The 25,023-nt window shown below is 71.3% G+C and carries 24 protein-coding genes and 1 tRNA gene; 17 read left to right on the top strand and 8 right to left on the bottom strand.

From position 1 onward, the window contains the following. The 4 genes from B7W94_RS12815 to serA form a co-directional block, all read left to right on the top strand. Nucleotides 1–174: transposase (locus B7W94_RS12815; RefSeq protein ID WP_139833328.1), on the top strand; the 174-nt coding region annotated here is incomplete at its 5' end. A 26-nt stretch (nt 175–200) separates the two neighbouring features. Continuing rightward, entirely contained in the window at nt 201–671 is a 471-nt protein-coding gene (locus B7W94_RS12820) for a hypothetical protein (protein ID WP_025103281.1), read from the top strand. Then, nucleotides 668–1,003: a hypothetical protein gene (locus B7W94_RS12825; RefSeq protein WP_085606921.1), complete on the top strand. Its 336-nt coding sequence runs from the start codon at nt 668–670 to the stop codon at nt 1,001–1,003. Before B7W94_RS12820 ends, B7W94_RS12825 begins: the two co-directional genes overlap by 4 nt. A gap of 131 nt (nt 1,004–1,134) precedes the next feature. Then, entirely contained in the window at nt 1,135–2,739 is a 1,605-nt protein-coding gene (gene serA / locus B7W94_RS12830) for a phosphoglycerate dehydrogenase (protein ID WP_025103283.1), read from the top strand. 73 nt (nt 2,740–2,812) lie between these two features. Here the strand turns inward: serA and B7W94_RS12835 are convergent, their stop codons facing one another. After that, complete coding sequence (locus B7W94_RS12835; RefSeq protein WP_085606923.1) at nt 2,813–3,355, bottom strand: TetR/AcrR family transcriptional regulator; 543 nt, start codon at nt 3,353–3,355, stop codon at nt 2,813–2,815. Between the two features lie 96 nt (nt 3,356–3,451). On the opposite strand from B7W94_RS12835, the gene B7W94_RS12840 reads away from it, so the two are divergent. From B7W94_RS12840 to B7W94_RS12880, 9 genes are all read left to right on the top strand, one after another. Next, on the top strand, nt 3,452–4,987 hold the full coding sequence (locus B7W94_RS12840; RefSeq protein ID WP_085606925.1) for an MFS transporter: 1,536 nt from the start codon (nt 3,452–3,454) through the stop codon (nt 4,985–4,987). Between the two features lie 82 nt (nt 4,988–5,069). Further along, the gene (locus tag B7W94_RS12845; RefSeq protein WP_025103286.1) at nt 5,070–6,113 is read left to right on the top strand and encodes a 3-isopropylmalate dehydrogenase; all 1,044 of its coding nucleotides are present in this window, start codon (nt 5,070–5,072) and stop codon (nt 6,111–6,113) included. 62 nt (nt 6,114–6,175) lie between these two features. Next, the gene (locus tag B7W94_RS12850) at nt 6,176–7,276 is read left to right on the top strand and encodes a branched-chain amino acid aminotransferase (protein WP_062634807.1); all 1,101 of its coding nucleotides are present in this window, start codon (nt 6,176–6,178) and stop codon (nt 7,274–7,276) included. 190 nt (nt 7,277–7,466) lie between these two features. Beyond that, nucleotides 7,467–8,441 carry a hypothetical protein gene (locus B7W94_RS12855; RefSeq protein WP_085606927.1) on the top strand — a complete coding sequence of 325 codons (975 nt, stop codon included), beginning with the start codon at nt 7,467–7,469 and terminating at the stop codon, nt 8,439–8,441. 115 nt (nt 8,442–8,556) lie between these two features. After that, on the top strand, nt 8,557–9,336 hold the full coding sequence (locus tag B7W94_RS12860; protein WP_085606929.1) for a fumarylacetoacetate hydrolase family protein: 780 nt from the start codon (nt 8,557–8,559) through the stop codon (nt 9,334–9,336). Then, nucleotides 9,333–10,592, top strand: a complete 1,260-nt coding sequence (locus B7W94_RS12865; RefSeq protein ID WP_085606931.1) for an MFS transporter — start codon at nt 9,333–9,335, stop codon at nt 10,590–10,592. Before B7W94_RS12860 ends, B7W94_RS12865 begins: the two co-directional genes overlap by 4 nt. Then, the gene (locus B7W94_RS12870; protein ID WP_085606933.1) at nt 10,589–11,353 is read left to right on the top strand and encodes a class I SAM-dependent methyltransferase; all 765 of its coding nucleotides are present in this window, start codon (nt 10,589–10,591) and stop codon (nt 11,351–11,353) included. Before B7W94_RS12865 ends, B7W94_RS12870 begins: the two co-directional genes overlap by 4 nt. A gap of 29 nt (nt 11,354–11,382) precedes the next feature. Continuing rightward, entirely contained in the window at nt 11,383–12,888 is a 1,506-nt protein-coding gene (gene gltX, locus B7W94_RS12875) for a glutamate--tRNA ligase (RefSeq protein WP_085606935.1), read from the top strand. Between the two features lie 100 nt (nt 12,889–12,988). Then, nucleotides 12,989–13,060 (top strand) — tRNA-Gln (locus B7W94_RS12880). 52 nt (nt 13,061–13,112) lie between these two features. Here B7W94_RS12880 and B7W94_RS12885 read toward each other — a convergent pair. The 5 genes from B7W94_RS12885 to B7W94_RS12900 form a co-directional block, all read right to left on the bottom strand. Further along, the gene (locus B7W94_RS12885; RefSeq protein WP_139833329.1) at nt 13,113–13,652 is read right to left on the bottom strand and encodes a hypothetical protein; all 540 of its coding nucleotides are present in this window, start codon (nt 13,650–13,652) and stop codon (nt 13,113–13,115) included. 112 nt (nt 13,653–13,764) lie between these two features. Next, nucleotides 13,765–14,463, bottom strand: a complete 699-nt coding sequence (locus B7W94_RS12890) for an ion channel (protein ID WP_085606939.1) — start codon at nt 14,461–14,463, stop codon at nt 13,765–13,767. Nucleotides 14,464–14,467: 4 nt separating this feature from the next. Further along, nucleotides 14,468–16,312, bottom strand: coding sequence for a glycoside hydrolase family 15 protein (locus tag B7W94_RS12895; RefSeq protein ID WP_085606941.1), 1,845 nt, complete (start codon nt 16,310–16,312; stop codon nt 14,468–14,470). Then, nucleotides 16,309–16,440, bottom strand: coding sequence for a hypothetical protein (locus B7W94_RS18500; RefSeq protein ID WP_301178378.1), 132 nt, complete (start codon nt 16,438–16,440; stop codon nt 16,309–16,311). The genes B7W94_RS12895 and B7W94_RS18500 overlap by 4 nt, the downstream gene beginning before the upstream one ends. A gap of 109 nt (nt 16,441–16,549) precedes the next feature. Further along, entirely contained in the window at nt 16,550–17,539 is a 990-nt protein-coding gene (locus tag B7W94_RS12900) for an alpha/beta fold hydrolase (RefSeq protein WP_085606943.1), read from the bottom strand. 249 nt (nt 17,540–17,788) lie between these two features. On the opposite strand from B7W94_RS12900, the gene B7W94_RS12905 reads away from it, so the two are divergent. From B7W94_RS12905 to B7W94_RS12915, 3 genes are all read left to right on the top strand, one after another. Beyond that, the gene (locus B7W94_RS12905; RefSeq protein ID WP_085606944.1) at nt 17,789–20,422 is read left to right on the top strand and encodes a LuxR C-terminal-related transcriptional regulator; all 2,634 of its coding nucleotides are present in this window, start codon (nt 17,789–17,791) and stop codon (nt 20,420–20,422) included. A gap of 77 nt (nt 20,423–20,499) precedes the next feature. Further along, complete coding sequence (locus B7W94_RS12910) at nt 20,500–20,919, top strand: DUF6325 family protein (protein WP_085606946.1); 420 nt, start codon at nt 20,500–20,502, stop codon at nt 20,917–20,919. 26 nt (nt 20,920–20,945) lie between these two features. After that, entirely contained in the window at nt 20,946–21,308 is a 363-nt protein-coding gene (locus tag B7W94_RS12915; RefSeq protein ID WP_085606948.1) for an SHOCT domain-containing protein, read from the top strand. Here the strand turns inward: B7W94_RS12915 and B7W94_RS12920 are convergent. Beyond that, nucleotides 21,305–22,549 carry a glutamate--cysteine ligase gene (locus tag B7W94_RS12920; protein ID WP_085606950.1) on the bottom strand — a complete coding sequence of 415 codons (1,245 nt, stop codon included), beginning with the start codon at nt 22,547–22,549 and terminating at the stop codon, nt 21,305–21,307. The genes B7W94_RS12915 and B7W94_RS12920 overlap by 4 nt on opposite strands. Beyond that, nucleotides 22,524–23,375 carry a class II glutamine amidotransferase gene (locus tag B7W94_RS12925; RefSeq protein WP_085606952.1) on the bottom strand — a complete coding sequence of 284 codons (852 nt, stop codon included), beginning with the start codon at nt 23,373–23,375 and terminating at the stop codon, nt 22,524–22,526. Before B7W94_RS12925 ends, B7W94_RS12920 begins: the two co-directional genes overlap by 26 nt. A gap of 235 nt (nt 23,376–23,610) precedes the next feature. On the opposite strand from B7W94_RS12925, the gene B7W94_RS12930 reads away from it, so the two are divergent. Then, nucleotides 23,611–25,023, top strand: coding sequence for an ATP-binding protein (locus tag B7W94_RS12930; RefSeq protein WP_085606954.1), 1,413 nt, complete (start codon nt 23,611–23,613; stop codon nt 25,021–25,023).

Consider the following 25,023-nt stretch of genomic DNA (forward strand, 5'->3'; position numbering starts at 1 on the left):
ACCTACGACACCGAGGCCTACAAGCGCCGCAACGTCGTCGAGCGCGGATTCAACATCTTCAAGCAATGGCGCGCCTTGGCCACCCGCTACGACAAACTCGCCCTGACCTATCGCGGCGGCGTCGTCCTACGCGCCATCACCATCTGGCTCAAGGCTTTAAGAGACACGCCCTAGTGGCCGCGGTGTCCTACGCTGGAGAGATGACATCCGATTCGGACGACGCCCTGAGCTGGGAGGGCGACGACAGCGCGGAGCGACGCCCCCGGGACGCCGCACGGCGCACCACGCCGGCTCCGGAACCGACCCCGGCCGAGGCCGTCACGCCCGCGGCGTCCGCACCGGCGTCGGGGGACGAGACGACCGCGGCGCCCTCCGGGCTCAGCAACGCGATGCTGGTACTCGTCGGCGTCGTCGGCGGCGTCTACCTGCTCTACACCCTCGGCTGGATCGCGGGCGGTCTCCGGCTGCAGCCGCTCGCCTCGTTCCTCGTCGCGGATTTCATGTTCCTGCCCTGGTTCGTGCTGGCGATCGCCGCCCCCGCGCTGTGGTTCCTCGCGACATGGGTGCTGACGCGGGGCCGGGCCTCCTGGATCCGCGCCGCCGTGCTCCTGGCGGGCGTCGTGCTGCTCGTGCCGTGGCCGTTCGTGACCGTGGGGGTGATCGGCTCATGACCGCTCCGAAGTCCCCGTCCGCGGTGGCGACCGGCTCGCCGCGCTGGCTCGTATGGACCGTCGTCGCCCTCGCCGGGCTCTTCTACGCCTACGCGGTGTGGAACGCGGTCGCCCACCTCATCACCATGGCCCAGACCGGCCTCACCGGCACCGGATGGGCGACGCTCCTGTTCGGCGTGGTGTTCCCCGTCCTCGTGTTCGGGTTCGCCTTCGCGATCGGTCGGCGGCGGCGGGTGGGCGAGCTCGCTCTGACGTTCCTCGCCGGACTCGGGATCGTCGCGGTGTTCTGGATGAGCCTGCTCGCGCTGAGTCTGACGCTGCCCAGCGCCTGAGCAGGATCCGTCACGCCGTCACACGGCACGGAGCGGTCCCGGCGCTCCGGTAGAGTTGTCGCGATCGCGCCCCCGACGGTGTGCGGCGCATCGGCCCCTCCCGCCTGTCGCGCTGCCCCGAAGGATCCACTGTGCCGAAGCCTGTCGTGCTCATCGCCGAAGTACTCTCTCCCGCCACGATCGAGGCGCTCGGCCCCGACTTCGACGTCCGCCACGTCGATGGCACCGATCGCGAGGCGCTCTTCGCCGCCCTCGCGGAGTCGGACGCGGTGCTCATCCGCTCCGCTACCCGCATCGATGAGGAGGCGCTGTCGCACGCGCCGAAGCTCAAGGTCGTCGCGCGGGCCGGTGTCGGCCTCGACAACGTCGACATCAAGGCCGCGACTGCGGCCGGCGTCATGGTCGTCAACGCACCGACGTCGAACATCGTCTCCGCCGCCGAGCTGACGGTCGGCCACATCCTCAGCCTGGCCCGCCGGATCCCGGCCGCGCACGCCTCGCTGTCCGCCGGGCAGTGGAAGCGCAGCTCCTTCACCGGCGCCGAGCTCTTCGAGAAGACCGTCGGCATCGTCGGACTCGGCCGGATCGGCGCTCTCGTCGCCGCTCGCCTCGCCGCCTTCGACATGCGCGTGGTCGCGTACGACCCCTACGTCACCTCGGCGCGCGCCCAGCAGCTCGGCGTGCAGCTCCTCTCGCTCGACGAGCTCGTCGCCGAGGCCGACTTCCTCACGATCCACATGCCGAAGACCCCGGAGACGACGGGCATGATCGGCGCCGAGCAGTTCGCCGCCATGAAGCCGACCGCCTTCGTCGTCAACGTCGCCCGCGGCGGGCTCATCGACGAGGAGGCGCTGCACGAGGCGCTCGTCGCCGGCGAGATCGCCGGCGCCGGCCTGGACGTCTTCACCTCCGAGCCCCCGGCCGAGGGTGGCAGCGCCCGCGCTCTGCTCGACCTCCCGAACGTCGTCGTGACCCCGCACCTCGGTGCGAGCACGGAAGAGGCGCAGGAGAAGGCCGGCGTCTCGGTCGCGCGCTCGGTGCGGCTCGCGCTCGGCGGCGACCTCGTCCCGGACGCGGTCAACGTCGCGGGCGGCGTCATCGACCCGTACGTGCGTCCCGGCATCTCGCTCGTGGAGAAGCTCGGCCAGATCTTCGCCGCGCTGGCCACGTCGCCGCTCACGAGCCTCGACGTCGAGGTGCACGGCGAGCTCAACGACTACGACGTGAGCGTGCTCAAGCTCGCCGCCCTCAAGGGTGTCTTCACGAACATCGTGAGCGAGACCGTGTCGTACGTGAACGCGCCGCTCCTGGCGGAGCAGCGCGGCATCACGGTGCGCCTGCTCAAGGACGACGTGAGCGAGGAGTACCGGAACGTCATCACCCTCACGGGGGCGCTGTCCGACGGATCGCAGCTCTCGGTGTCGGGCACGCTGACCGGACCGAAGCAGGCCGAGAAGCTCGTCGGCATCAACGACCACGCCCTGGAGCTGCCGATCGAGAAGCACCACGTCGTGATGCTCTACACCGACCGCCCCGGCATCGTGGCCGTCTACGGGCAGAAGTTCGGCGAGGCCGGGATCAACATCGCCGGCATGCAGATCTCGCGGCTCGCAGCGGGGGACCAGGCGCTCAGCGTGCTGACGCTCGACTCGCCCGTCTCCGAGGAGTTGCTGGACGACGTGCGCGGCGCCATCGACGCCGACCTCTTCCGCCAGATCGAGATCACCGAGGTCTGACACCGCAGAGCGGGGGAGAAGGGCGGGAGCGCGATGCTCCCGCCCTTCTCCGTATCTGCAGCCTTTTCCGGCGTCAGGCGGTGGCCCGCAGCACGAGCGCGATGAGATCGGCGAGCTCGTCGCTCCGCGGGACCAGGCGCTCCGGGCCGTGCACGTCGAGCGAGTTGTTGAAGTAGAGGCCGTCGCTCACGAGCATCACGAGGTCGAGGCTGGCGGTGTCGCGGACGTGCGGGCGGATCGTCTCCGCCCAGCGGCGCCGGGTATCCCGGAGCATGTCGGACGCGGCGCTCGAACCGCCCTGGGCCAGCCGGGTCGTGGCGATCAGCGCCCGATCGAGGGCGTCGTCCTCCATCACCGAGGTCCGGACGTAGTACGCGACGGGGCCCTCCTCGGCGGCGCGCATGCGCTCCAGGTCGAGCGTGGTCAGGTGGTCCAGGCGCTCCAGGAGCCCGGCCTCGAGGTCGTCCTTGGAGCGGAAGTGGTAGAGCAGGCCGCCCTTCGACACGCCCGCGGCCTTCGCCGTGGCCTCGAGCGTCGCGGCGCGTTCGCCGTCGTCGATGAGGATCGCCTCGAAGGCGTCGAGGACCTTCTCGCGGGCGAGGGGAGGGCGGGGCATCGGTCATCCTCTGAGCGGAAACGGGAGGGCAGCATCTGTTACTATACCAGCCGGACGGTTTAGTAACGAGTCGTCCGCAGGAAGGAAAGGTGTTCCATGACCCGTACTGCGTCGATCCCGACGACAGAGACGGAAGCTCCCCGCGTCGGGGCTCGGGGGTGGGCGGCGCTCGTCGTCCTCATGCTCCCGGTGCTGCTGGTGTCGGTGGACAACACGGTGCTGAGCTTCGCGCTGCCCGAGATCTCGATCTCGCTCGCGCCGAGCGGGGCCGAGCAGCTCTGGATCATCGACGTCTATCCGCTCGTGCTCGCCGGACTCCTGGTGACCATGGGAACGCTCGGGGACCGCTTCGGGCGTCGCCGCCTGCTCCTCATCGGCGCCACCGGATTCGCCGTGGTCTCCGCGCTGGCCGCCTTCGCGCCGACCGCGGGCCTACTGATCGCCGCCCGTGCCCTGCTCGGCTTCTTCGGCGCCATGCTGATGCCGTCGACGCTGTCGCTGCTGCGATCGATCTTCCAGAACCGCGACCAGCGCCGCATGGCCATCGCGGTCTGGGCGTCCGCGTTCTCCGCTGGATCCGCGCTCGGCCCGATCGTCGGGGGCTTCCTCCTCGAGCACTTCGCGTGGGGCTCGGTGTTCCTCATCGCCGTCCCCGTCCTCATCCCGTTGCTCATCGCCGCACCGCTGCTCGTGCCGGAGAGCCGTGACCCGAACCCCGGCCGTATCGACCCGCTCAGCATCGCCCTCTCGATGGCCGCGATGATCCCGGTCGTCTACGCGATCAAGTCGTTCGCGGTCGACGGTCCGTCGCTGTACGCCGGGGGATGGGCTCTGCTCGGTCTCGTGATGGGGACGCTGTTCGTGCGCCGTCAGCTCCGCGCCGACACCCCGATGCTCGACATGGCGCTGTTCCGCCGTGGGTCGTTCTCGGGCGCGATCCTGGTGAACCTGCTCAGCGTCGTGGCCCTCGTCGGGTTCCTCTACTTCGTCTCGCAGCACCTGCAGCTCGTGCTGGGGCTCTCGCCGATGGTCGCGGGCCTCGCTCTCGTGCCCGGGATGGCGGCCATGATCGTCGCCGGACTCACGGTGGTGCCGATCTCGCGGCGGGTGCCGCCGCACGTCCTCATCCCGGCGGCACTGGTGTTCTCCGTCGCGGGGTACCTCATCGTCGCCTTCACGACGCACGAGCACGGCGTGGCACCGCTCATCCTCGCCTTCGTCGTCCTCGGCATCGGCATCGGTGCGGCCGAGACCATCTCGAACGAGCTCATCCTCTCCAGCGCCCCCGCGGCGAAGGCGGGTGCCGCGAGCGCGGTGTCCGAGACGGCGTACGAGCTCGGCGCCGTGCTGGGTACCGCCATCCTCGGCGGCATCATCACCGCGTTCTACCGCGGCGCGCTGGTGCTGCCCGAGGGGCTTCCGGCCGAGGTGGCCCGCGCTGCGCAGGAGACGCTGGCCGGCGCGTACACCGCCGCCCACGAGCTCCCGGCCGCGCTCGGCGACGCCCTGTGGCAGGCGGCGGCCGATGCGTTCGGCTCGGGAGTCACGGTCACGTCGCTCATCGGGGCGGGCCTCGTCGTCGTCGCGGCGGTCATCGCGGCCGTCACACTGCGCAAGGCACCCACGCACTGACCACTACGCTGGGGGGACCGGCCCGTTCGACCCGCGGTCGCGCCGCGGCCGGTCCACCCCCGTGCAGTGCGCAAGGAGTCTCATGTCGCGTGTCGTGAAGCTGGCCGTCATCCCGGGTGACGGCATCGGTCCCGAGGTCATCGCCGAGGCGGAGAAGGTGCTCGACGCCGTCACCGCCGACAGCGCCGTGACGTTCGACAAGACCCGCTTCTCGCTCGGTGCCGGCCGGTACCTCGAGACCGGCGACACGCTCACCGACGAGGACCTCGCCGCGATCTCCGCCCACGACGCGATCCTCCTCGGCGCGGTCGGCGGCACGCCGGGGGACCCGCGCCTGAAGGACGCGAACATCGAGCGCGGACTCCTGCTGAAGCTCCGGTTCACCCTCGACCACTACGTGAATCTGCGCCCCTCGAAGCTCTTCGCCGGAGCGCCCGGTCCGCTGTCCGACCCGGGCGAGGTCGACTTCGTCGTGGTCCGTGAAGGGACGGAGGGGCCCTACGTCGGCAACGGCGGAGCGATCCGGAAGGGGACGCCGCAGGAGGTCGCGAACGAGACCTCCGTGAACACGGCGTTCGGCGTCGAGCGGGTCGTCCGCTACGCCTTCGCGCTTGCCGAGCGCCGCCGTCAGAAGCTCACCCTCGTGCACAAGACCAACGTGCTCGTGCACGCCGGTGCGATCTGGCAGCGCATCGTGAACGAGGTCGCCACCGAGCACCCCGACGTCGCCGTCGACTACCTGCACGTCGACGCCGCCACGATCTTCCTCGTCACCGATCCGTCGCGTTTCGACGTGATCGTGACGGACAATCTCTTCGGTGACATCCTCACCGACCTCGCCGGCGCCGTCACGGGCGGCATCGGCCTCGCCGCCTCGGGGAACATCAACCCCGATGGCGCCTTCCCGTCGATGTTCGAGCCCGTGCACGGCTCGGCTCCGGACATCGCGGGTCAGCAGAAGGCCGACCCGACCGCCGCGATCCTCTCCATCGCGCTGCTGCTCGACCACCTCGGCCTGACGGCCGAGTCGGCGCGTGTGAGCGCCGCGGTCGAGGCGGACATCGCCGCCCGCAGCGGTGCCCGCACCACCGCGGAGATCGGCTCCGCGATCACTGCCCGTCTCTGAACGGCGGGCGTAGGCTGACAGGGCGCGAGGATGCGCCCACCCCACGAGGATTGGATGACGACATGACGACGATCGACGCCGAGACGAGCGTGGCTCCCCTGGAGTTCGCCGTGACGAAGAACCTGAACGCGGCCTCGCCGGCACGCGTCGCCGAAGTGCTGGAGAACCCCGGTTTCGGGGTCGTCTTCACGGACCACATGGTCGACATCTGCTGGTCGGCCAAGGGCGGCTGGCACCGTCCGCGCGTGCAGCCCTACGGCCCGATCCCGCTCGACCCCGCGGCGTCCGTGCTGCACTACGCGCAGGAGATCTTCGAAGGCATCAAGGCCTACCGGCACGCGGACGGTTCGATCCACACCTTCCGTCCCGACCGCAACGCCGCGCGCCTGCAGGCGAGCGCCCGCCGCCTGGCGCTGCCGGAGCTGCCGACGGAGTACTTCATCCAGTCGCTGCGCGAGCTCATCGCCGTCGACGGCCGCTGGGTGCCCTCCGGCGCCGACCAGAGCCTGTACCTGCGGCCGTTCATGTTCGCCAAGGAGGCCTTCCTCGGCGTGCGCGCGGCGCAGAAGGTCGCCTACTACGTGATCGCGAGCCCCGCCGGTGCGTACTTCACGGGAGGCGTGAAGCCCGTGCGGATCTGGCTCTCCGAGGACTACGCCCGCGCGGGTCGCGGTGGCACCGGCAAGGCGAAGACGGGCGGCAACTACGCCTCCAGCCTCCTGCCGCAGGCCGAGGCCAGTGCGAAGGGCTGCGACCAGGTCGTGTTCCTCAACGAGAACCGCGATGTCGAGGAGCTCGGCGGCATGAACGTCGTGTTCGTGTTCAAGGACGGTCGTGTCGTCACGCCGGAGTCGGACAGCATCCTCGAGGGCATCACGCGCGACTCGCTGCTGCAGCTCGCCGAGGACCGCGGCTACACGGTCGAGAAGCGTCCGATCTCGATCGACGAGTGGCGTGAGGGCGTGGCCTCCGGTGACATCGTCGAGGTGTTCGCGTGTGGCACGGCCGCGGTCGTGACCCCGATCGGAGCGCTCGTGGGCGAGGGCTTCGACGAGCCGCAGCCGCTGGGCGAGCTGGCGCTGTCCCTCCGCGAAGAGCTCACCGACATCCAGTACGGGCGCCGCGAGGACAAGCACGGCTGGCTGCTCCGCCTCGACGCCTGATCCGATTCCCCGAGACCCCGTCTTCCCGCCGACACCCCGCCGTGTCGCCGCGTGGAAGGCGGGGTCTCGGCGTGTACCCGGGGGCTCGCGCGCTGGGACTGTTCCTGCACAATGCGGGGGGAGTGGGGGAAGAGAGGTGGGGGGTGTGGAGAAGGAGAGGTGAGGGGAGTAGGCGGGGGAGAGTGAGGGGATGTCGCGGCGCCTCTCGTTCTCCGAAGCCTGGGATCTTGTGCGATCGCGGGAGGACGTCCTCGACACGGGGGTCACGGAACGGGAGCTGGGGGAGGCGGTCGCACACGGCAGGCTGCGGCGCGTGCACCGCGGGGCGTATGTCGACGGGGAGGTCTGGGACCAGCTGTGGCCCGAGGGAAGGCAGCTCGTGCGGGTGTGCGCCGTCCGTCGGGCCAGCCTCGGCGGAGGTCCGGTGTTCTCGCATCTCTCCGCGGCGGCGCTCTGGGGGCTGCCGCTCGTGGGGCCGATCCGGGACGACGTGCACACCGCGATCCGTAGCCGTCGGCACAGCAGGACCGAGGCCGGGGTCGTCCGACACCAGATGGCGCTCGACGAGGGCGACATCGTCCGGCGGCACGGGCTCCGGTGCACCTCGTTGATCCGTACCGTGGTCGACCTCGCCCGGCTGCTGCGTCCGGAGGCCGTCGTCGCGGCCGGGGACGCGGCTCTGCGGATGGTCTCGATCGACGGACACGAGGTTGACCACGGTGAGGTCGACGCCTGGCGGGCCGAGGTCGACCGGCTGTGCGTGGCGGGGCTCCGGGGCGTGCGTCGCGCGCGGTGGATCGGAGCCTTCGCCGACGGACGGGCGCAGCTTCCGGGCGAGAGCGTGAGCCGCCTGCAGCTCCACCGACTCGGCTTCCGGGACATCGATCTGCAGATCCCCGTCGTCGGCCCCGACGGCGCGCGGTACTTCGCCGACTTCGGGTTCCCGCGGTCGCAGGCCTTCGGGGAGTTCGACGGGGAGGACAAGTACCGGGACGCGGAGCTGCGGACGACGGCGGCCGATGCGGTGATGGCGGAGAAGCACCGCGAGGACGAGATCCGTGGGGTCACGGGGTGGCGCGTGGTGCGCTGGGGCTCCTCGCACATCCGCACCCCCGAGGATCTCGGGCGCCGGCTCGCCGCGTTCGGCATCCGCCCGCCCGGCTGAGGTCTGTCGAGCCCCCGGGGTCGCGTCGAGACCCCACCCCGCCTCCGCACGTGAGCCGGGGTCTCGACGAGAGAGCGGGGTCTCGACGGGGGAGCAGGGGATCTAGGGTGGAGGGATGAAGATCGCTCGGTTCCGCCACGACGACGCCATCATGTACGGGATCATCGACGACCGCGAGCTCGTGGTCCTCGCCGGGGACCCGATGTTCTCCGGGTACGAGACCACGGGCGCGCGTATCCCGCTGACCGAGGCCACGCTGCTCGCGCCCGTGATCCCGCGCTCCAAGGTCGTGTGCGTCGGGAAGAACTACCACGACCACGCGGTCGAGATGGGCGGAGTGGCCCCCGAGGAGCCGTTGCTGTTCCTCAAGCCGAACACCGCCGTGATCGGCCCGGACGACGCGATCGTGCGTCCTGTCGCGCTGTCCGAGCGGACGGAGTACGAGGGTGAGCTCGTGGTCGTGATCGGGCGGATCGCCAAGAACGTGAAGGCGGAGAACGCCCTCGACCACGTGCTCGGCTACACGATCGGCAACGACGTCACGGCGCGCGACCTGCAGCGCAAGGACGGACAGTGGTCGCGGGCGAAGGGCTTCGACACGTTCTGCCCACTCGGCCCCGCGATCGAGACGGACTTCGACCCCGCGCAGGCCACGATCGAGACGCGGGTGAACGGCGAGGTCCGCCAGCATGCGCCGCTCACCGACATGATCCACTCGGTCGCCGCGATCATCGAGTACGCCTCCGCGGTGTTCACGCTCCTTCCGGGCGACGTCATCATGACGGGGACCCCCGCCGGCGTGGGCACCTTCGAGGCGGGTGACACGGTCGAGGTCGAGATCTCCGGACTCGGCATCCTCCGCAATACCGCGCGCGACGCCGCTCCCGCGTCATGATCGAGGTCGCCCTCACGGCGACGCAGCAGCAGGCGGTCCAGCGCCGCACCGTGCTCGTGCTGTCGCTGGGGCAGGTGCTCGGCGGCATCGCGTTCGGAGCCACCGTGTCCCTCGGTGCGCTGCTCGCCGCGGACATCTCCGGCAGCGACGCGCTCTCCGGACTAGCGACGGCGTCGGTGACCCTCGGAGCCGCGGTCTGCGCGATCCCGCTGGCCCGGATGGCCGCGCGCCTCGGACGGCGTCGCGCCCTCACCCTCGGCAACCTCTTCGCCCTCGTCGGCATCGCCGTGGTGATCCTCGCGGCATCCGTGCGCGTCTTCCCGCTCCTGCTCGTCGGCATCCTGCTGATCGGTGCGGGGAACGCGGGCAACCTGCAGTCCCGGTTCGCGGCGACGGACCTCGCGGCGCCGCAGCATCGCGGGCGCGACCTCTCGATCGTCGTGTGGTCCACGACGATCGGCGGCGTGGCGGGCCCGCTGCTGCTCGGTCCGGGGGAGATCGTCGGTCAGGCGATCGGCATGCCGCCGCAGACCGGCTCGTACGTCTTCTCGTTCGTCGCGCAGTGCGCGGCGCTCGCGCTCTACCTCGTCGCCCTCCGCCCGGATCCGCTGCTCGCCGCGCAGCGACTCGCGCAGGCGGCGGCCGCCGCGACGAGCGCCGCCGTGGCGGACCGCCCGCGCGTGGCCCGCTACGCGATCTTCGCGATTGCGGGCTCGCACGTGGTGATGGCGTCGGTCATGGCGATGACCCCCGTGCATCTGTCCCACATGGCGCACGGCGCCCACGGTGCGGCGGCGACCCCGGCCGACGTCTCGGCGCTCGTCGGGATCACCATCGCGCTGCACGTCGGCGGCATGTACGCGCTCTCGCCGGTGTTCGGCGTGCTGGCCGACCGCTGGGGGCGGCTGCGCGTGGTGCTGCTCGGGCAGGCTCTGCTCGGCGGTGCCCTGGCCTTCGCCGTCTTCGCGGGAACCGAGGCGTGGGGCGTCATGGTGGCGCTCATCCTCCTCGGCCTCGGGTGGAGCGCCGCCACGGTCGCCGGCGCCGCCCTGCTCACCGAGGCCTCGGCCCCCGACGTCCGCACGCGGCGGCAGGGACGCAGCGACTCGCTGATGAGCCTGTCGGCCGCCGCCGGGTCCGTCCTCGCCGGCGTCGTGCTGTCGAACTTCCAGTACGCCGGACTCGGCATCGCGGCCTCCGTACTCGTCCTCGCGATCGTCGCGCTGTCGCCGCTCGCCCGGAGCAGCGCGCGGTGAAAGCCTGGGACGGCGTCGGGGAGGCCTATGCCGCCTCGTACGCCGCCCTGTGCGCGGGCACGGTCGATGTCCTCGCCTCCGCCCTCGGACCAGCGGAGGGTCGCAGCCTCCTCGACGTCGGGGCGGGGGAGGGTGGCCTCGCGGCCCGCTTCGCCGGTCTGGGGTGGAACGTCACGGCCTGCGAGCCCGAGCCGACCATGCGCGCCGTCGCCCACCGGAGGCACCCGACGCTGCGCATCATCGACGGCGGCCTGCCGACGCTGCCCTTCGACGACCGTTCCGTCGACGCCGTCGTGGCGAACTTCGTGCTGAACCACGTCTCCTCCCCGCGGACCGCCGCCCGGGAGCTGGGGCGGGTCGCACGGGAAGCGGTCGCCGCGACGACTTGGACCCGTTCCCCGTCGTGGTTCTGGACAGAGGTCGTCGAACGCGCGGGGCTGCCGCCGTCTGCGGGGGAGAGGCTTCCGGCCGAGGAGGACTTCGATCGCACGGCGGACGGCTTCGCGGCCATGCTCGTCGAGGCCGGACTCCCGGAGGTGGCGGTCAGCGAGCACACCTGGACCTGGCGCGCCGACCCGGACGCCCTGTGGGTCTCGGTCGAGGGCGGTGTGGCCGGCGCCGGGGCGCAGTATGCCGGGCTCTCCTCCGCCGAGCGATCCCGGTTCCGCGCGGGGTTCGAGGAGACCGTCGCGGCGCATCGGGTGGGAACGGTGCTGCCCCTGGAGCACCGCGCGGCCGTGGCGGTCTCGCGCCGGGGCTGACCGGCCCGCACCCGTAGAATCGAAGGGCTATGGCTACTCCGCATCCCCTCACCACGACCGCCAGCGGCGCCGACGTCCGCGTCCGCTTCTGCCCCTCCCCGACGGGGCTGCCGCACGTCGGCATGGTCCGCACGGCTCTGTACAACTGGGCGTACGCCCGTCACAACGGCGGCAAGATGGTGTTCCGCATCGAGGACACCGACGCCGCCCGCGACAGCGAGGAGAGCTTCCGCCAGCTCGTCGACGCGCTCACGTGGCTGAAGATCGACTGGGACGAGGGCGTCGAGGTCGGCGGACCGCACGCCCCGTACCGCCAGTCCGAGCGGCACGACATCTACCGCGAGGTCATCGACAAGCTCCTCGCGACGGGCGCGCTCTACGAGAGCTACTCGACAGCCGAGGAGATCGACGCCCGCAACGAGGCCAACGGCCGCGCGAAGCAGCTCGGCTACGACAACTTCGACCGTGACCTCACCGATGAGCAGAAGGCCGCCTTCCGCGCCGAGGGCCGGCAGCCCGCCCTCCGCCTGCGGGTGCCGGACGAAGACCTCACGTACGTCGACCTCATCCGCGGCGAGGTCACCTTCCCCGCCGGATCCTTCCCGGACTTCGTCGTCGTGCGCCCCAACGGTGTGCCGCTGTACACCTTCGTGAACCCCGTCGACGACGCGCTGATGGGCATCACCCACGTGCTCCGCGGCGAAGACCTCATGCCGTCCACCGCGCGCCAGCTCTCGCTCTACGCCGCTCTCATCGACGCGGGTGTGACGACGTTCGTGCCGCGGTTCGCCCACATGCCGCTCGTGCTGGGCGAGACCGGCAACAAGAAGCTCTCCAAGCGCGACCCGCAGGCCGATCTGTTCCTGCACCGGGAGCGCGGCTTCATCCACGAGGGCCTGCTGAACTACCTCGCGCTGCTGGGCTGGTCGATCGGCCCGGACCGCGACGTCTTCTCGCTCGACGAGTTCATCGCCGCGTTCGACATCGAGAACGTGAACCCCAACCCGGCCCGCTTCGATCAGAAGAAGGCCGAGTCGATCAACGGCGACCACATCCGCATGCTCGACGTGAAGGATTTCGCCGAGCGCACGGTGCCGTACCTCGCCGCGGCCGGCCTGTTCGACGAGCCGACCCACGAGCAGCTCGTCCTGGCGTTCCGTGCGGCTCCGCTGGTGCAGGAGCGCGTGCAGCTGCTGGGCGAAGTTCCGGGCATGCTCGGCTTCCTGTTCCGCGACGAGGTGTCGTACGACGCGGATGCGCTCAAGGGGCTGCCGGCCAACGCGGCCGAGGTGCTGGACGCCTGCGTCACCGCCCTGGAGCCGGTCACGGACTTCACCCCGGAAAGGATCCAGGAGGCGCTGTCGACGGCGCTCGTGGAGAACCTCGAGCTGAAGCCGCGCGTGGCCTACGGGCCGCCGCGTGTGGCCATCACCGGCCGCCGCGTCTCGCCGCCGCTGTTCGAGTCGATGGAGCTGCTGGGCAAGGACGAGTCGCTGCGCCGCCTGCGCGCGCTCTCGGCGTTCCTCGCCGACTGATCCGCGACGCGCCCGAGCGGCGACACGACACCGGTGGTTTTGGTGATCGGTCGCCGCTCGGGTAAGCTTGACTCTCGGTGCGAGGCTCCGGTTTCGCCCTTGGGGTATGGTGTAATTGGCAACACGGCTGATTCTGGTTCAGTTGTTCTTGGTTCGAGTCCAGGTACCCCAGCACTTCGAAAACCCCCGCTCCGGCGGGGGTTTTTCGTTTCCGGCACGGGCCCTCAGTGCACGAAGACCTTCAGCACGATGAAGACCATGCCGAACGCCGCGGTGCCCGCAGCGCCGAGCAGGCGCACCCACCAGACGCTGCCCCGTCTGAGGAAGGCGATGTAGCCGAGCAGCGCCAGGATCACGACGCCGGACCAGAGGGCGGCATCGTTGGCGAGGTCGTCGGGGATGAGCCGCGTCGTCCCGGCGGTGAGGATGAGGCACGGTATGGCCGCGGCGCCGAGCATCCCCAGGGAATCGGCGAGGGAGTGGCGGAGGGCCGCACCGATGCCGATCACCTGGCCGTCGACCTCACCGTGCCGGGCCACCGTGCCGGCGTACACGTGGGCACCCCAGAAGACCAGCACCGTCGCGATGACCGTGAAGAGCACCGACGCCGACGTCTCGCCATGGGAGGAGGACAGCGCGACCAGACCGCTCACCAGGATGGTGCCGTATACGGCGGACTCGGTGCCGAAGCCGGGACGCAGGGTGCGGCTGGCGTTCAGCAGGGCGGCGCTGGCGGGGGCGGGTCGCGGAGCCGGGTCGCTCATCGTCGTCACCTCCCTCCTCGCGGCGTCGGCCGTGGCCGTGCGGCGCGCACGCCGACGCGTCGAACCGTAGCGGGGAACCGGTCGGGGCACATCACCCCGGGAGTGTGACGACTCAGGTCTCCGCCGCGCGGCCGGGATCGTCATCGACGGCGTCCTCCCGCACCCGCGGGCGCCGTTCCCAGCCCGTCACGACGCGCGCGACGACGGTGACGAGGAAGAGCTGCCCGACGACGGCCTCGCAGATCGCCACGCTCTGGGCGCCGGCCTCGACCGGGACGACGTTGCCGTAGCCCGTCGTCGTCATCGTCGTGAACGAGAAGAAGAGCACGTCGGTGATGGCGTCCGGCTCGCGTCCTCCGAAAAGCGGGCCGCCGGTCAGCGCGATCGCGCTGAAGACGTAGGTGAAGAACATGCCGATCAGGAGGTAGGCGCAGACCGCCGCCCAGAGGGTCCGGGCGTCGATGCGCCGCCCCCGCAGCTCCGAGGCGATGATCACGACCAGGGCGAACAGGTAGGCGGCGGCCGCGGCGACGCTCAGCCCGACCGCGAGCACGGTGCCGGGCTGTCCCATCGCGAAGGCGGCGATGGTGACGAGCAGGACGATCCCGAGCGCGGCGTCGCCCACCGCTTCCGTCCTCCGCCGCACCCCGGCGGCGTGCAGCGCCGCCGCGACGGTGAGCAGTTGCGCGGCGAGCGCGACGAGACTCGGGCTCGCCGACGCCTGCGCCGCCGTGAAGCCGTACGACACGACGATCGAGGCCAGGACCAGCGGGTAGCCGCGCAGACGCCTCCACGTCGATCGCGTGCCCATGGCCTCAGCGCGCTCGATCGAGCCGGTCGTTCAGCGACAGTGCCGCGTCGATGAGGGCGAGATGCGTGAAGGCCTGCGGGAAGTTCCCGATCTGCTCCCCGGTCGGCGAGATCTCCTCCGAGAACAGCCCGACGTGATTGGCGTAGGTGAGCATCTTCTCGAAGACGAGCCGTGCCTCGGCGACGCGCCCCGCACCCGCGAGCGCCTCCACGTAGAGGAAGGTGCAGAGGGAGAACGTGCCCTCCGAACCGGCGAGCCCGTCGGGGGACGCCGCGGGGTCGTATCGGTAGACGAGGCTGTCCGAGAGCAGCTCGTCGCCCATGGCGTCCAGCGTGGACAGCCACATCGGATCCCTCGGCGCGATGAAGCCCACCTGCGCCATCTTCAGCAGTGAGGAGTCGAGCACCGTGTCGCCGTAATGCTGCACGAACGCCTGCCGCTCCGGGTTCCAGCCGTGGGCCATGATCTGCTCGTACACGGCGTCCCGCTCGCGGATCCACCGATCGAGCGGCGCCGGCCGACCGTGCACCGTCGCGAGACGGATGCCGCGGTCGAAGGCCACCCAGCACATCAGCCGTCCGTAGGTGAAGTCCTTGCGGCCGCCTCGGGTCTCCCAGATGCCCTCCTCGGGCTGATCCCAGTTGTCGACGAGCCAGTCGAGCAGTTCGCAGATGGTGACCCATCCCGGATGGCCGATCGGCGCCCCGTGCTGATCGAGGTACCAGATGGCGTCCAGGGCCTCCCCGTAGATGTCGAGCTGCAGCTGGTCGGCCGCGCCGTTGCCGATGTGCACGGGGGAGGAGCCGCGATAGCCGCTCCAGTGGTCGAGGGTCTCCTCGCGGAGGTCGGGGGATCCGTCCACCCGGTACATGATGGCGAGCGGGCCGGCGGCATCCGGCGCGCGTTCCGCGACCCGGCCCTTCAGCCAGCCGCCGAGCGTCACCGCCTCGTCGTGGAACCCCATCCGCAGCAGCGCGTGGACCGAGAAGGAGGAATCCCGCACCCAGGTGTACCGGTAGTCCCAGTTGCGTTCGCCGCCGATCTGCTCCGGCAGCGCCGCGGTGGGAGCGGCGACGAGGCCGCCGCTCGGCGCGTAGGTCATCAGCTTCAGGGTGATCGCGGAGCGGTGCAGGAGTTCGCGCCAACGGCCCGAGTACGGCGACTGGCCCACCCAGTCCTGCCAGAATCTCGCGGTGTCGTCGTGGAGCCGCTGGATCTCCTCGGGGCTGATCTCCCTCGGGACGGCGTCCGGGCTGGTCTCGAGGACCACGCCTCGGACATCGCCGGCGCGGAGCGACACGCGGAGGGTCAGGTCTCCGTCGTCGTCCGTGAACGCACCCGCCGACCGCTGATCGGTGGGATGGCGGACCACGCTGACGGCGAGCCGTGCGTCCTCGGCGACGAAGAGCGCACCGGCGTCGCTCACCTCGAGCGTGTGCGCGTGCCGGCCGTAGTCGAACCGCGGGGCGATCTCGACCGCGAACGTCACGGTTCCGCGGACGCAGCGGAGGAGACGGATCAGGCTGTGGCCTTCGCGGGCGGATTCCCCTGCCGTGGGCATGAAGTCGACGAGCTCGGCGACGCCGTCGTCCGTGAGGAACCGGGTGATCAGGATCGCGGTGTCGGGGAGATAGAGCTGCTTCTTCGTGAAGGAGTCGGTCTCCGGGCGGATGCGGAACCTCCCGCCGTCCTCGTCCAGCAGGCCGCCGAAGATGCTGGGCGAGTCGAACCGCGGGCTGCAGAACCAGTCGATCGTGCCGTCGGTCGCGACGAGGGCGGCCGTCTGCAGGTCGCCGATGAGCCCGTGCTCGGCGATGGACGCCGGCGCCTCGGGGGCAGGGGCGTTCATCTCTGCCGTCCCGGCTGGTCGTGCCGCGCGTCGGCGGGTGGCGGTGCGGCACCGTCCGCCTCCTGGCGCAGGAGCGCGGAGATGTCGATCGGCTGCGTGTCCGTCGGGGTGGGATCCATCGTGCGCATGGCTACTCCCTCGTTCGCGCGCCCCCGGTGGGCGCACGGCGCCACCGTACGTCCGGGGCGTACGGAGTCGGATCACTCGGAAGGGGTGATAGTGGGACGGCGGACCGCGTCAGGTGCTCGACGGCAGCGAGCCGCGGTGGATCTCGTAGGTGCGCGTGACCCCCGGCGCCTCGGGATCGTCGACGATGGGCCGATCCGCCATGAACAGGCGGATGACGTTCGCCAGCTCGCGGGGGTTGCTGTAGTTGATGGCGTGCGCCGCCCCTTCGATGACCACCGCGAGGACGTGGTTGTCCGTGCGCGACGCCACCGCTTGCAGCCGCTCCGGTCCCGGCATCAGCGGATCCCGGTCGCCGATGACCACCAGGGTGGGGATGTCCAGGGCGAGGAGCCGCTCCAACGACGGGTAGTGGGTGAGGGCCCGGAACAGGCGCACGGTGCTCGACACCCCGAAGCGGAGGTAGTCCGGGCCGGCGATCCGCATGAGTCCCGGCGGCTCGCGCACGCCGTCCCTGGCGAGCTGCAACATGGCGCGCTGCACAGGCTGGTTGTGCACGCCGCCCGCGGGCGACACCAGGACCGCCCGGTCGATGCGGTCGGGATGAAGGCGCGCGAACTCGCAGATGACGGGGCAGCCCATCGAGTTGCCGACCAGCGTCGCGCGCTCGACCTGACGGTCGTCGAGGAAGCGGGCGACGGCGTCGGCGAGTCCCGGGACGTCGAGAGGGGTGCGGGGCCTCGCGCTGCGACCGGAACCCGGCAGATCGGGCACGAAGGTGTGGAAGTCGTGTCGGAGCACCTCCGCGGTGGGGAGCAGGTAGCGGCCGGACAGACCGAAGCCGTGGATGTGCATCATCGTGCGGGAGACCGCGGGTGCGGGGGCCTCGCGATAGAACACGTCCACCCCGTCGATCGTGGTCCAGCACTCCTCGAGAGCGGAGGCGCGGTGGCGGGGCAGACGGCGCGCACGGGGCGGAGCCGGCGCGAGGGCGGGCGCCGGGCGCGCGGCCAGCCACCGCCGGTAGTCGTCGTACGGGTCGTCCGGTTCGTTCTCGGGGCTCGTGTTCCAGGGGTGCCCCCGGCGTCGGCGGTGGCTCATGGCGATGCCTCACCTCCTCCGACCGGACGACGGATCGCGCAGCACCTCGCGTGCGGTCGAGGGTACTCACGACACGCGCCGCCGACGTCATCCGTCGCGGATGATGATGGCGGGCCGACCCACTCCGGGAAAGTCACCCTGATCGGGTGATCCGCATCTCCCGGGGTGGTGTCACCCTCAGTAGGCTCCATCGCCACGGGAACTTCGCTGTCCCCCTCTCACGGGACCTCAGAGGAAGCGTCGCTGAATGTGCTGAAGGTCGTAAGCGGTCAGTTCATCCCCTCCTACGCCGTCGACAGGCCGGCGGCGCGCGGTGAACTCGACGGCGCGCTCCTGCGGCCGCTCACGCTCGTCACCGCGCCCGCCGGCGCGGGCAAGTCCGTCCTCCTGAGCCAGTGGGTCCGTGCGCATCCCGAGCGCCGGTTCGCCTGGGTGGACCTCAGCGACGACGACAACGATCCGCACCTCTTCGTGAAGCACCTCATCGACACCGTGCGGCGGATCGCCCCGGAGATGCGGTCGGTTCCGGAGCCCGATCGCCGCGGGGGCGCCCCGGACGACGATCCTCTCCTGCTGCGGGGCGTCGCCGCGGGTCTCGGAGCCGTCGGCGAGACCGGGATCGTGCTGGAGAACCTGCACGCCGTCCACAACAGGTCGATCGTCACGGAGCTGAGCACGGTGGCCGCCCTGCTCCCGCCGACAGTGCACCTGGTCATCTCCAGCCGGATCGACACCCCGGAGGTGTGGAACGAGAACAGGCTTCGCGGTGAGGTGGGGGAGATCGGGCAGTCCAGCTTCGCGCTCGACCTCGACGAGGCCGCCACGCTCCTCGCCACTCTCGCGGGCCGTCGTCTGGACGCCGAGGAGGTGGCGGTGCTGCTGGAGCGCACCGAGGGGTGGGTGACCGGCCTGCAGCTCGCGGCGTCGGAGCTGCGCCAGCGCTCAGACACTGCCCGGTTCGTCGCCGAGTTCCACGGGGCGGATCGCCTGGTCGCGGGCTATCTGACGAGGGAGGTCCTGGATCCGCTGGCGCCCGCGGCCCGCCGTACACTGCAGGAGCTGTCGGTGGTGGACCGCTTCGACGTCGATCTGGTCACCGCGCTCGGCCACCCGCCGTCCACGTGGGATCTCGTCGGCCGACTCGAGCAGGGGGAGCTGTTCGCGACGCCCCTCGACGACTCCCGGGAGTGGTTCCGTCTGCATCCGCTCCTGCGTGAGCTCCTGCAGCATCAGCTGCGCGCGGCGGACGCGGGGGCGGAGACGCGCGTGCTGCTGCGCGCGGCCACCTGGCACCTCGATCGCGGAGAGTCCGGCACCGCGATCGAGTACCTCCTCCGCGCGCACGCCTGGGATCGCGCGATCGACGCGATCGTCGCCTGCAACGTCGATCTGTTCGAGCAGATCGACACCGTCGCGGTGGCCCGCCAGCTCAACGAGATCCCCGACTCCGCCCTCTCCGGCCGCATCGACGTGCAGCTGCTGCGTGCGGTCCTGACCGCGACGACCGGTGCCACCGCGCTCGCCGAGGACCGCCTGCGGGCGATCCTGGCGACGCCGGGCATCACGGCGGGGGAGACGACCTACGCCCAGACGTTCCTGGCGAGCCTCGTGCACTGGCGCTCCCGGCCCGACGTCTCGATCGAGTTCGCGGAGCGCGCCCTGGAGGGAATCGACTCCCTCGTCGCCCCGGAACTGCCGGCCACCTTCCTCTCACCTGCCATCCTCCGCACGATCGCACTGATGTCCCGGGGACGCGCGTACCTCTTCGTCGGGGACTTCCCCCAGGCGCAGCAGTCTCTCGAGGAGGCGCTCCGGTCGGAGGGCGCCGGCTACTCCGTCCTGCGGATCGGTGCCCTGGGCGCCCTCGCGCTCGTGCATGCGTGGTGCGGGCGCACCAGGGAGGCGAGCGACTTCGCGGCGGAGGCGCAGGCCCTGGCCCGGGAGCGCGGGCAGCAGGACCACCCCGCTACCGCGGAGGCGCATCTGGCGACCGCGCTGGTCGCCCTCACCAAAGGACGGCTCGACCGCGCCGAGGCCGCGCTGCGTGTGGGAGCGCGACTGGCGAGCACGGACTGCCGCGCCTCGCTGAGCTGGGTGGCGTTCGCCGCGGGGTCCTCTCTCGATGACCTCCGCGGCAGCGACCAGATCCGTACGACGCCGCTCGGCTCACCACCCCCGCTCGTCGCGGAGGCGCTGCTGGCACGCCGCGCCAGGGCGATGCGGCTGAACGGCTCTCCGGAGGGCGCGCGTCGTCTGCTGAGCACCGCACCGACGCTCACGACCGCTGTGATGTTCGAGAAGGTCGCGGCCGAACTGACGCTCGGACAGCTCCCGGAGGCGCAGACACTGCTCCGGGAGTTCACGACGCTCCCCGATGCGCGGAGTCCGCTCGGCCGCGTCCGCGGTCTGCTCCTCGCGTCGTGGTGCGCCGCGGAGGGCGCGATGGGCGGTCGCGCCCGTGCGCTTCTCCAGGAGGCCCTGCAGCTCGCCGAGGCGGACGTGCTGGTGACGGTGTTCGTCCACGCCGGTCCCTCGACGCTGCGGAGAGTGGTCGAGCTGACCGAGGGGTACCCGGCACCGATCGCCGAAGCGGTGCGGGCGCTCGCGCCGTACGGGATCGAGGCCCAGCGCGCCGACGGGCCGCCCGTGCACCTCACCGAGCGCGAGCGGGAGCTGCTCGCGCTGCTCCCCACGCGCTTCACCAACGTCGAGCTCGCGGAGAGGTTCTACGTCTCGGTCAACACGATCAAGACGCACACCGCCCACATCTACGGGAAGCTGGGCGTCTCCACGCGGAGCGAGGCCATCGCCCGCGCCACGCAGCTGGGTCTGCTGAGCACCCGCAGCACCCCCGTCCTGTCGTTCGTCGACCGCGACTACTGATCTCCCGCCTCATTCTCCGCGGGTGATGTCGGTCGTCCGCCCTGCGACCTACCCTCGATCGGGAAGGGAGCGGCACGATGACAGATTTCCCGTACGGACCCGTCGAGATCTACCTGATCGGATTCGACGGTGACCGCCCGGGCAGGGAGGTCGCCGCCGCGATCATCGACCTCGTCGGGGCCGGCACGGTGCGGGTGCTCGACCTGCTTTTCGTGTCCCGGCAGTGGGGCGGGACGATGACGGTGCGGGAGCTCGAGGAGGTCATCGACGATCACGGCCTCGCGGGGCTCGAGTTCCTCGAACTGGGCCTGACGGGCGAGGAGGACATCCGGCAGCTCGGCGCCGCCATCGAACCCGGCACCTCGGCGGCGATCCTCGTCGTCGAGCACGTCTGGGCACGGCGTTTCGCCCAGGCCCTGTTCGACGCGGGTGGGCGCGTGCTCCAGACGCACGAGATCCCTGCCGCGGTCGTCAACGAGTTGGTCGCCGTCACCTGACGGCCGTGCACAGGAGAGGAGGGGGGATGTTCGGTCGCAGAGCGGGTCGGGGAGGGCTCATCCGCGCAGCCGCGGCCACGACGGTGGTCACGGGGACGGCCACGGCGGTCACCGGGGGCGTCCGGGCCCGTCAGGATTCGCGGGTGCCGCAGGACGTCCTCGACGAGGCGTATGCGCAGCAGCGGCAGCAGGCGCAGATCGACCTGACGGCGCAGCAGGCCGTGAGCGCGCAACGGCAGCGGTGGGGGTCCCCGTTACCGGAACCTGTCTCGGCGAGCAGGGCCGGGAGCGAGCTCGTCGCGCAGATCCAGGCGCTGGCTGATCTCCATGAACGCGGACTCCTCTCGGAAGACGAGTTCATCGCCGGCAAGGCCCGCCTGCTGATCTAGCCGCTCGTCGGAAGGTCGACGGCGCGGCCGGGCGAGCGCGGCGCGCCACGGGGGCGCGGCCATCGGCGTTCCGGCGCGGGAGGCGGGGCGGCCGTCGTCTCGCGGGCGGCGGCGGCGATCACGTCCTCGCGCGACCCTCCCGCGGCGAGCACAGCCCGCTGCCGGGCGGCGCCGGTGCCCCCGGCGAGGACCTCCTGCACCACGCCGACGGCGAAGCGCTCCTCCGCGTCGTCGACGAAGTGGGCGCGGACGTGGGCGAGCAGAGCGTGCACGGCGGCGGCCGCCGGGACGGGGAGCAGGGTCCGCGGATGCAGGAGCACGTCGTCGAGTCCCGATTTGCTGGCCCGCCAGGACGCCAGGCGCAGCAGGGCGGCGGGGACCGGATCGGCGTGCTCCCCGGCTCTCCACCGGTCGGCGGAAGAGTCGACGAGCGCCCGCGTGATCACGGCGAGCGCGGCGGACTCCTCCGCACGGAGGCAGACGTCCATGATCCGCGTCTCCACCGTCGGGGCGTGCCGCGACAGACGGGCGTCGGAGTAGATCATCCCGGCGTCCAGGGAGACCCCGGTCCTGAGCATCGCCTCGGCCGCCGCGTCATACGCCGCCGCCGAGCCGAAGACCTCGTAGGCGCCGGCCGAGGGCCAGCGGCTCCAGGCCTGGTACCGATAGCTGGCGAAGCCCGTGTCGATCCCCTGGAAGAGCGGCGAGTTCGCGCTGATCGCGAGGAGCACCGGGAGCCAGGGACGGATGCGGTCTAGCACCCCCACGCCCTCCTCGGCGGACTCGACGGCGACATGGACGTGCAGTCCGCAGGTGAGCTGCTCCGTCATGGTGAGGCCGAAGCGCTCCTGCATACGGCGGTAGCGCAGTACGGGGGCGAGGTGCGATTCGAACGGGACGGTGCCCGTCGCCAGAGCGACCGCGCGGGCGCCGACCGTTCGCGCTGCGGTGTCCGCGGCCGCCCGCCCTCGACGTACGGTCGCGACGATCTCCTCGACCGTGGTCAGGGGTGGGCTCACGACCTCGATCTGCTCCTGCTTCACCTCGAACTCCAGGGCGGGGCCGACAGAGTCACCGTCCGCGGTGGCCGCCGCCCGGACGATCCGTCCGGCGACCGGCACCGGGATCAGGGTCCGGGCGTCGACGAGGAGCAGCTCCTCCTCGATGCCGACGGTCCGCGGCGGACGCGCCGGGCCACCGGAGCTGCGGGAACCCTCACGCCGCTTCGAGGAAGGGCTCATGGCGATAGCCCGTGTCGTCGAGGATCGAGACCGTCGACTCGGGAACCTCCTGGAACACCCCCGGCAGGTCGTTCAGCGGTTCGGAGACGATGACGTGGGCGCGCCGGCCGAACGCCCGCAGCCGCTCGGCCTCGGGGTACATCTGGCGAAGGGTCTCGATGTCGGTCGAATGGTAGAGCGAGCGCGAGCGGCCGACGCTGGAGTAGCGAAAGGCCCACAGGGTGGTGCCGTCGGACACGGCGAAGGTCCCCTGCACCGGGAAACGGATGTCGTGCGCGTGCCCGATCCGCTCGGTCTCCCGGATCGCGGCCCGCATCCCCGCGATCGGATCGTCCTGCAGGCCAAGGGTCAGCGCGAGGTAGAAGAGCACCTCGGAGTCGGTGGTGCCCTGGATCTCCGGGTACAGGGAGGGGTCGACGGCGAGAGTGAGGTCGCGCTTGATCGTCAGGAAGTCCGCCAGGCCGCCGTTGTGCATGAAGAGCCAGTTCGCGTGCCGGAACGGGTGGCAGTTGGTCTGCTGGACCGGAGGGCCGGCCGCCGCGCGGACGTGGCTGAGGAACAGCGGGCTCCGGACCGTGCGGGAGATCTCGCGCAGGTTCTGATCGTTCCAGGCCGGCTCCATGCTGCGGAACAGGGTGGGCTTCGGAGGCTGCCCGGCATCGTCCGGGCCCGGCTCGGGATACCAGCCGAGACCGAACCCGTCTCCGTTCACGGTCTCCGCGCCGAGCGGCGAGTCCAGCGACTGCGCCACGAGGGAGTGCCGCGAGTCGAGGATCACCTCCGAGGGGTGCAGCGGTTCTCCTGCGTACGCCAACCACCGACACATGTCGACACCTCATCCCTGACCCGGTCGGGTCCTGGCCCGACGATACGATCGGTCGGCCGCCGGGTCGTCATCCGCCGCGGGTGATGCTGACCGCCCCGCGCCACGGGCGGGGCGCGATCTTCTCACCCGGCGAGGATGAGATCCCTCGGGAGCCGGCGGGAGGCCTTCCGCTTCCGCGTCCGACCTGGCTACTCTGCCGCTGAGCGCCGGAGCGGCGGGGTCGAAGGAGCGGGCGATGATCGATGACGGCACCCTCACCGCCGAGGCGCGGGTGGTCTCGCTGGACGGACGCCGCTTCCAGTTCGCCGGGCCGTTGGAGCCGGGCTTCGAGCCGGGAGGTTTCGTGACGCTGCGCCCGGCCACCGGAGCGCTCCAGCTCGGCCAGGTCGAGGACGTCGGGTTCACGATCGGCGGTGACGTGCACGGTGGTGGACGGATCCTGGGGGCGATCCCCGGGGAGGGCGGCGCCCCCGACAGCCGGCTGTCCGTCCCGTTCCCGATGGCCGACATGCGCCCGGCCGCGGCCTCGATGATCGCGGCGCTGTACGACGGCGTCGCGGCGTCGCTCGACATCGGGTCGCATCTCGTCGACGGCGACGTCCCCGCGCACCTGCTGCCGCGCCGCCTGAACCGGCACACGTTCTGGTGCGGTCAGAGCGGCTCGGGCAAGACGTATGCTCTCGGCGTGCTCCTCGAGCAGATCCTCCTGCGGACCGCCCTTCCGATGGTGATCTTCGACCCGAACGCCGACTTCGTCCGCATGCGCGAGTCCGATGGGGGGAGCGCGCCGCCCGCGGCCCGGCGCCTGCTGGCGGAGCGCGACATCCGTATCCTCCGGCCGACCGCCGACGGTGCGGATGCGCTGCGCGTGCGGTTCGTCGACCTTCCGATACAGTCCAGGGCGGCGGTGCTCCGTCTGCATCCGCTGGACGATCGGGCCGAGTACAACGAGCTGGTACGTCTGGAGGAGACGGTCGGCACGCTCGACTCGCACGCGGTGGTGCCGCGGCTGCTCGAACGGCGGACTCCGGCGGCCCTGGATCTCGCGGCCCGCATCCAGAACCTCGGTCTGATCGACTGGAACGTCTGGGCGCGGGGGTCGGAGCCCGTCACCGCGGTGATCGATGCGCGTCCGGATGCGACCGTGCTGGATCTCGGAGGGTTCACCGCTCCGGACGAGCCTCTGGTCGTGGCCCTGGCGGTGCTGGACGACCTGTGGGCGCAGCGCGAGCGACGGCGGCCGATCCTGATCGTCATCGACGAGGCGCACAACCTCTGCGCCCCCGACGGCGGCAGCCCGTTGCGCGCCCTCGTCCGGGAGCGCATCGTGCAGATCGCCGCCGAGGGCCGCAAGTTCGGCCTCTGGCTCCTGCTCTCCACGCAGCGGCCCTCGCGGATCGATCCGAGCATCCTGTCCCAGTGCGACAACCTCGCGCTCATGAAGATGACCTCGGCGGTCGACCTCGACGACCTCGCCAGGACGTTCGGGTTCGTCCCCGCGGGCATCCTCGCGCGGGCGACGGGGTTCCGCCAGGGCGAGGCCCTCTTCGCAGGGGGGTTCGCACCGGCGCCGTCGGTGGTGCGGGTGGGGGCACGCCTCACCCGTGAGGGCGGCGCGGACGTCCCGGTGCCGGTGCGGGGCGGCTGA

Source organism: Microbacterium sp. LEMMJ01, from assembly GCF_002114135.1.
Lineage (GTDB): Bacteria > Actinomycetota > Actinomycetes > Actinomycetales > Microbacteriaceae > Microbacterium.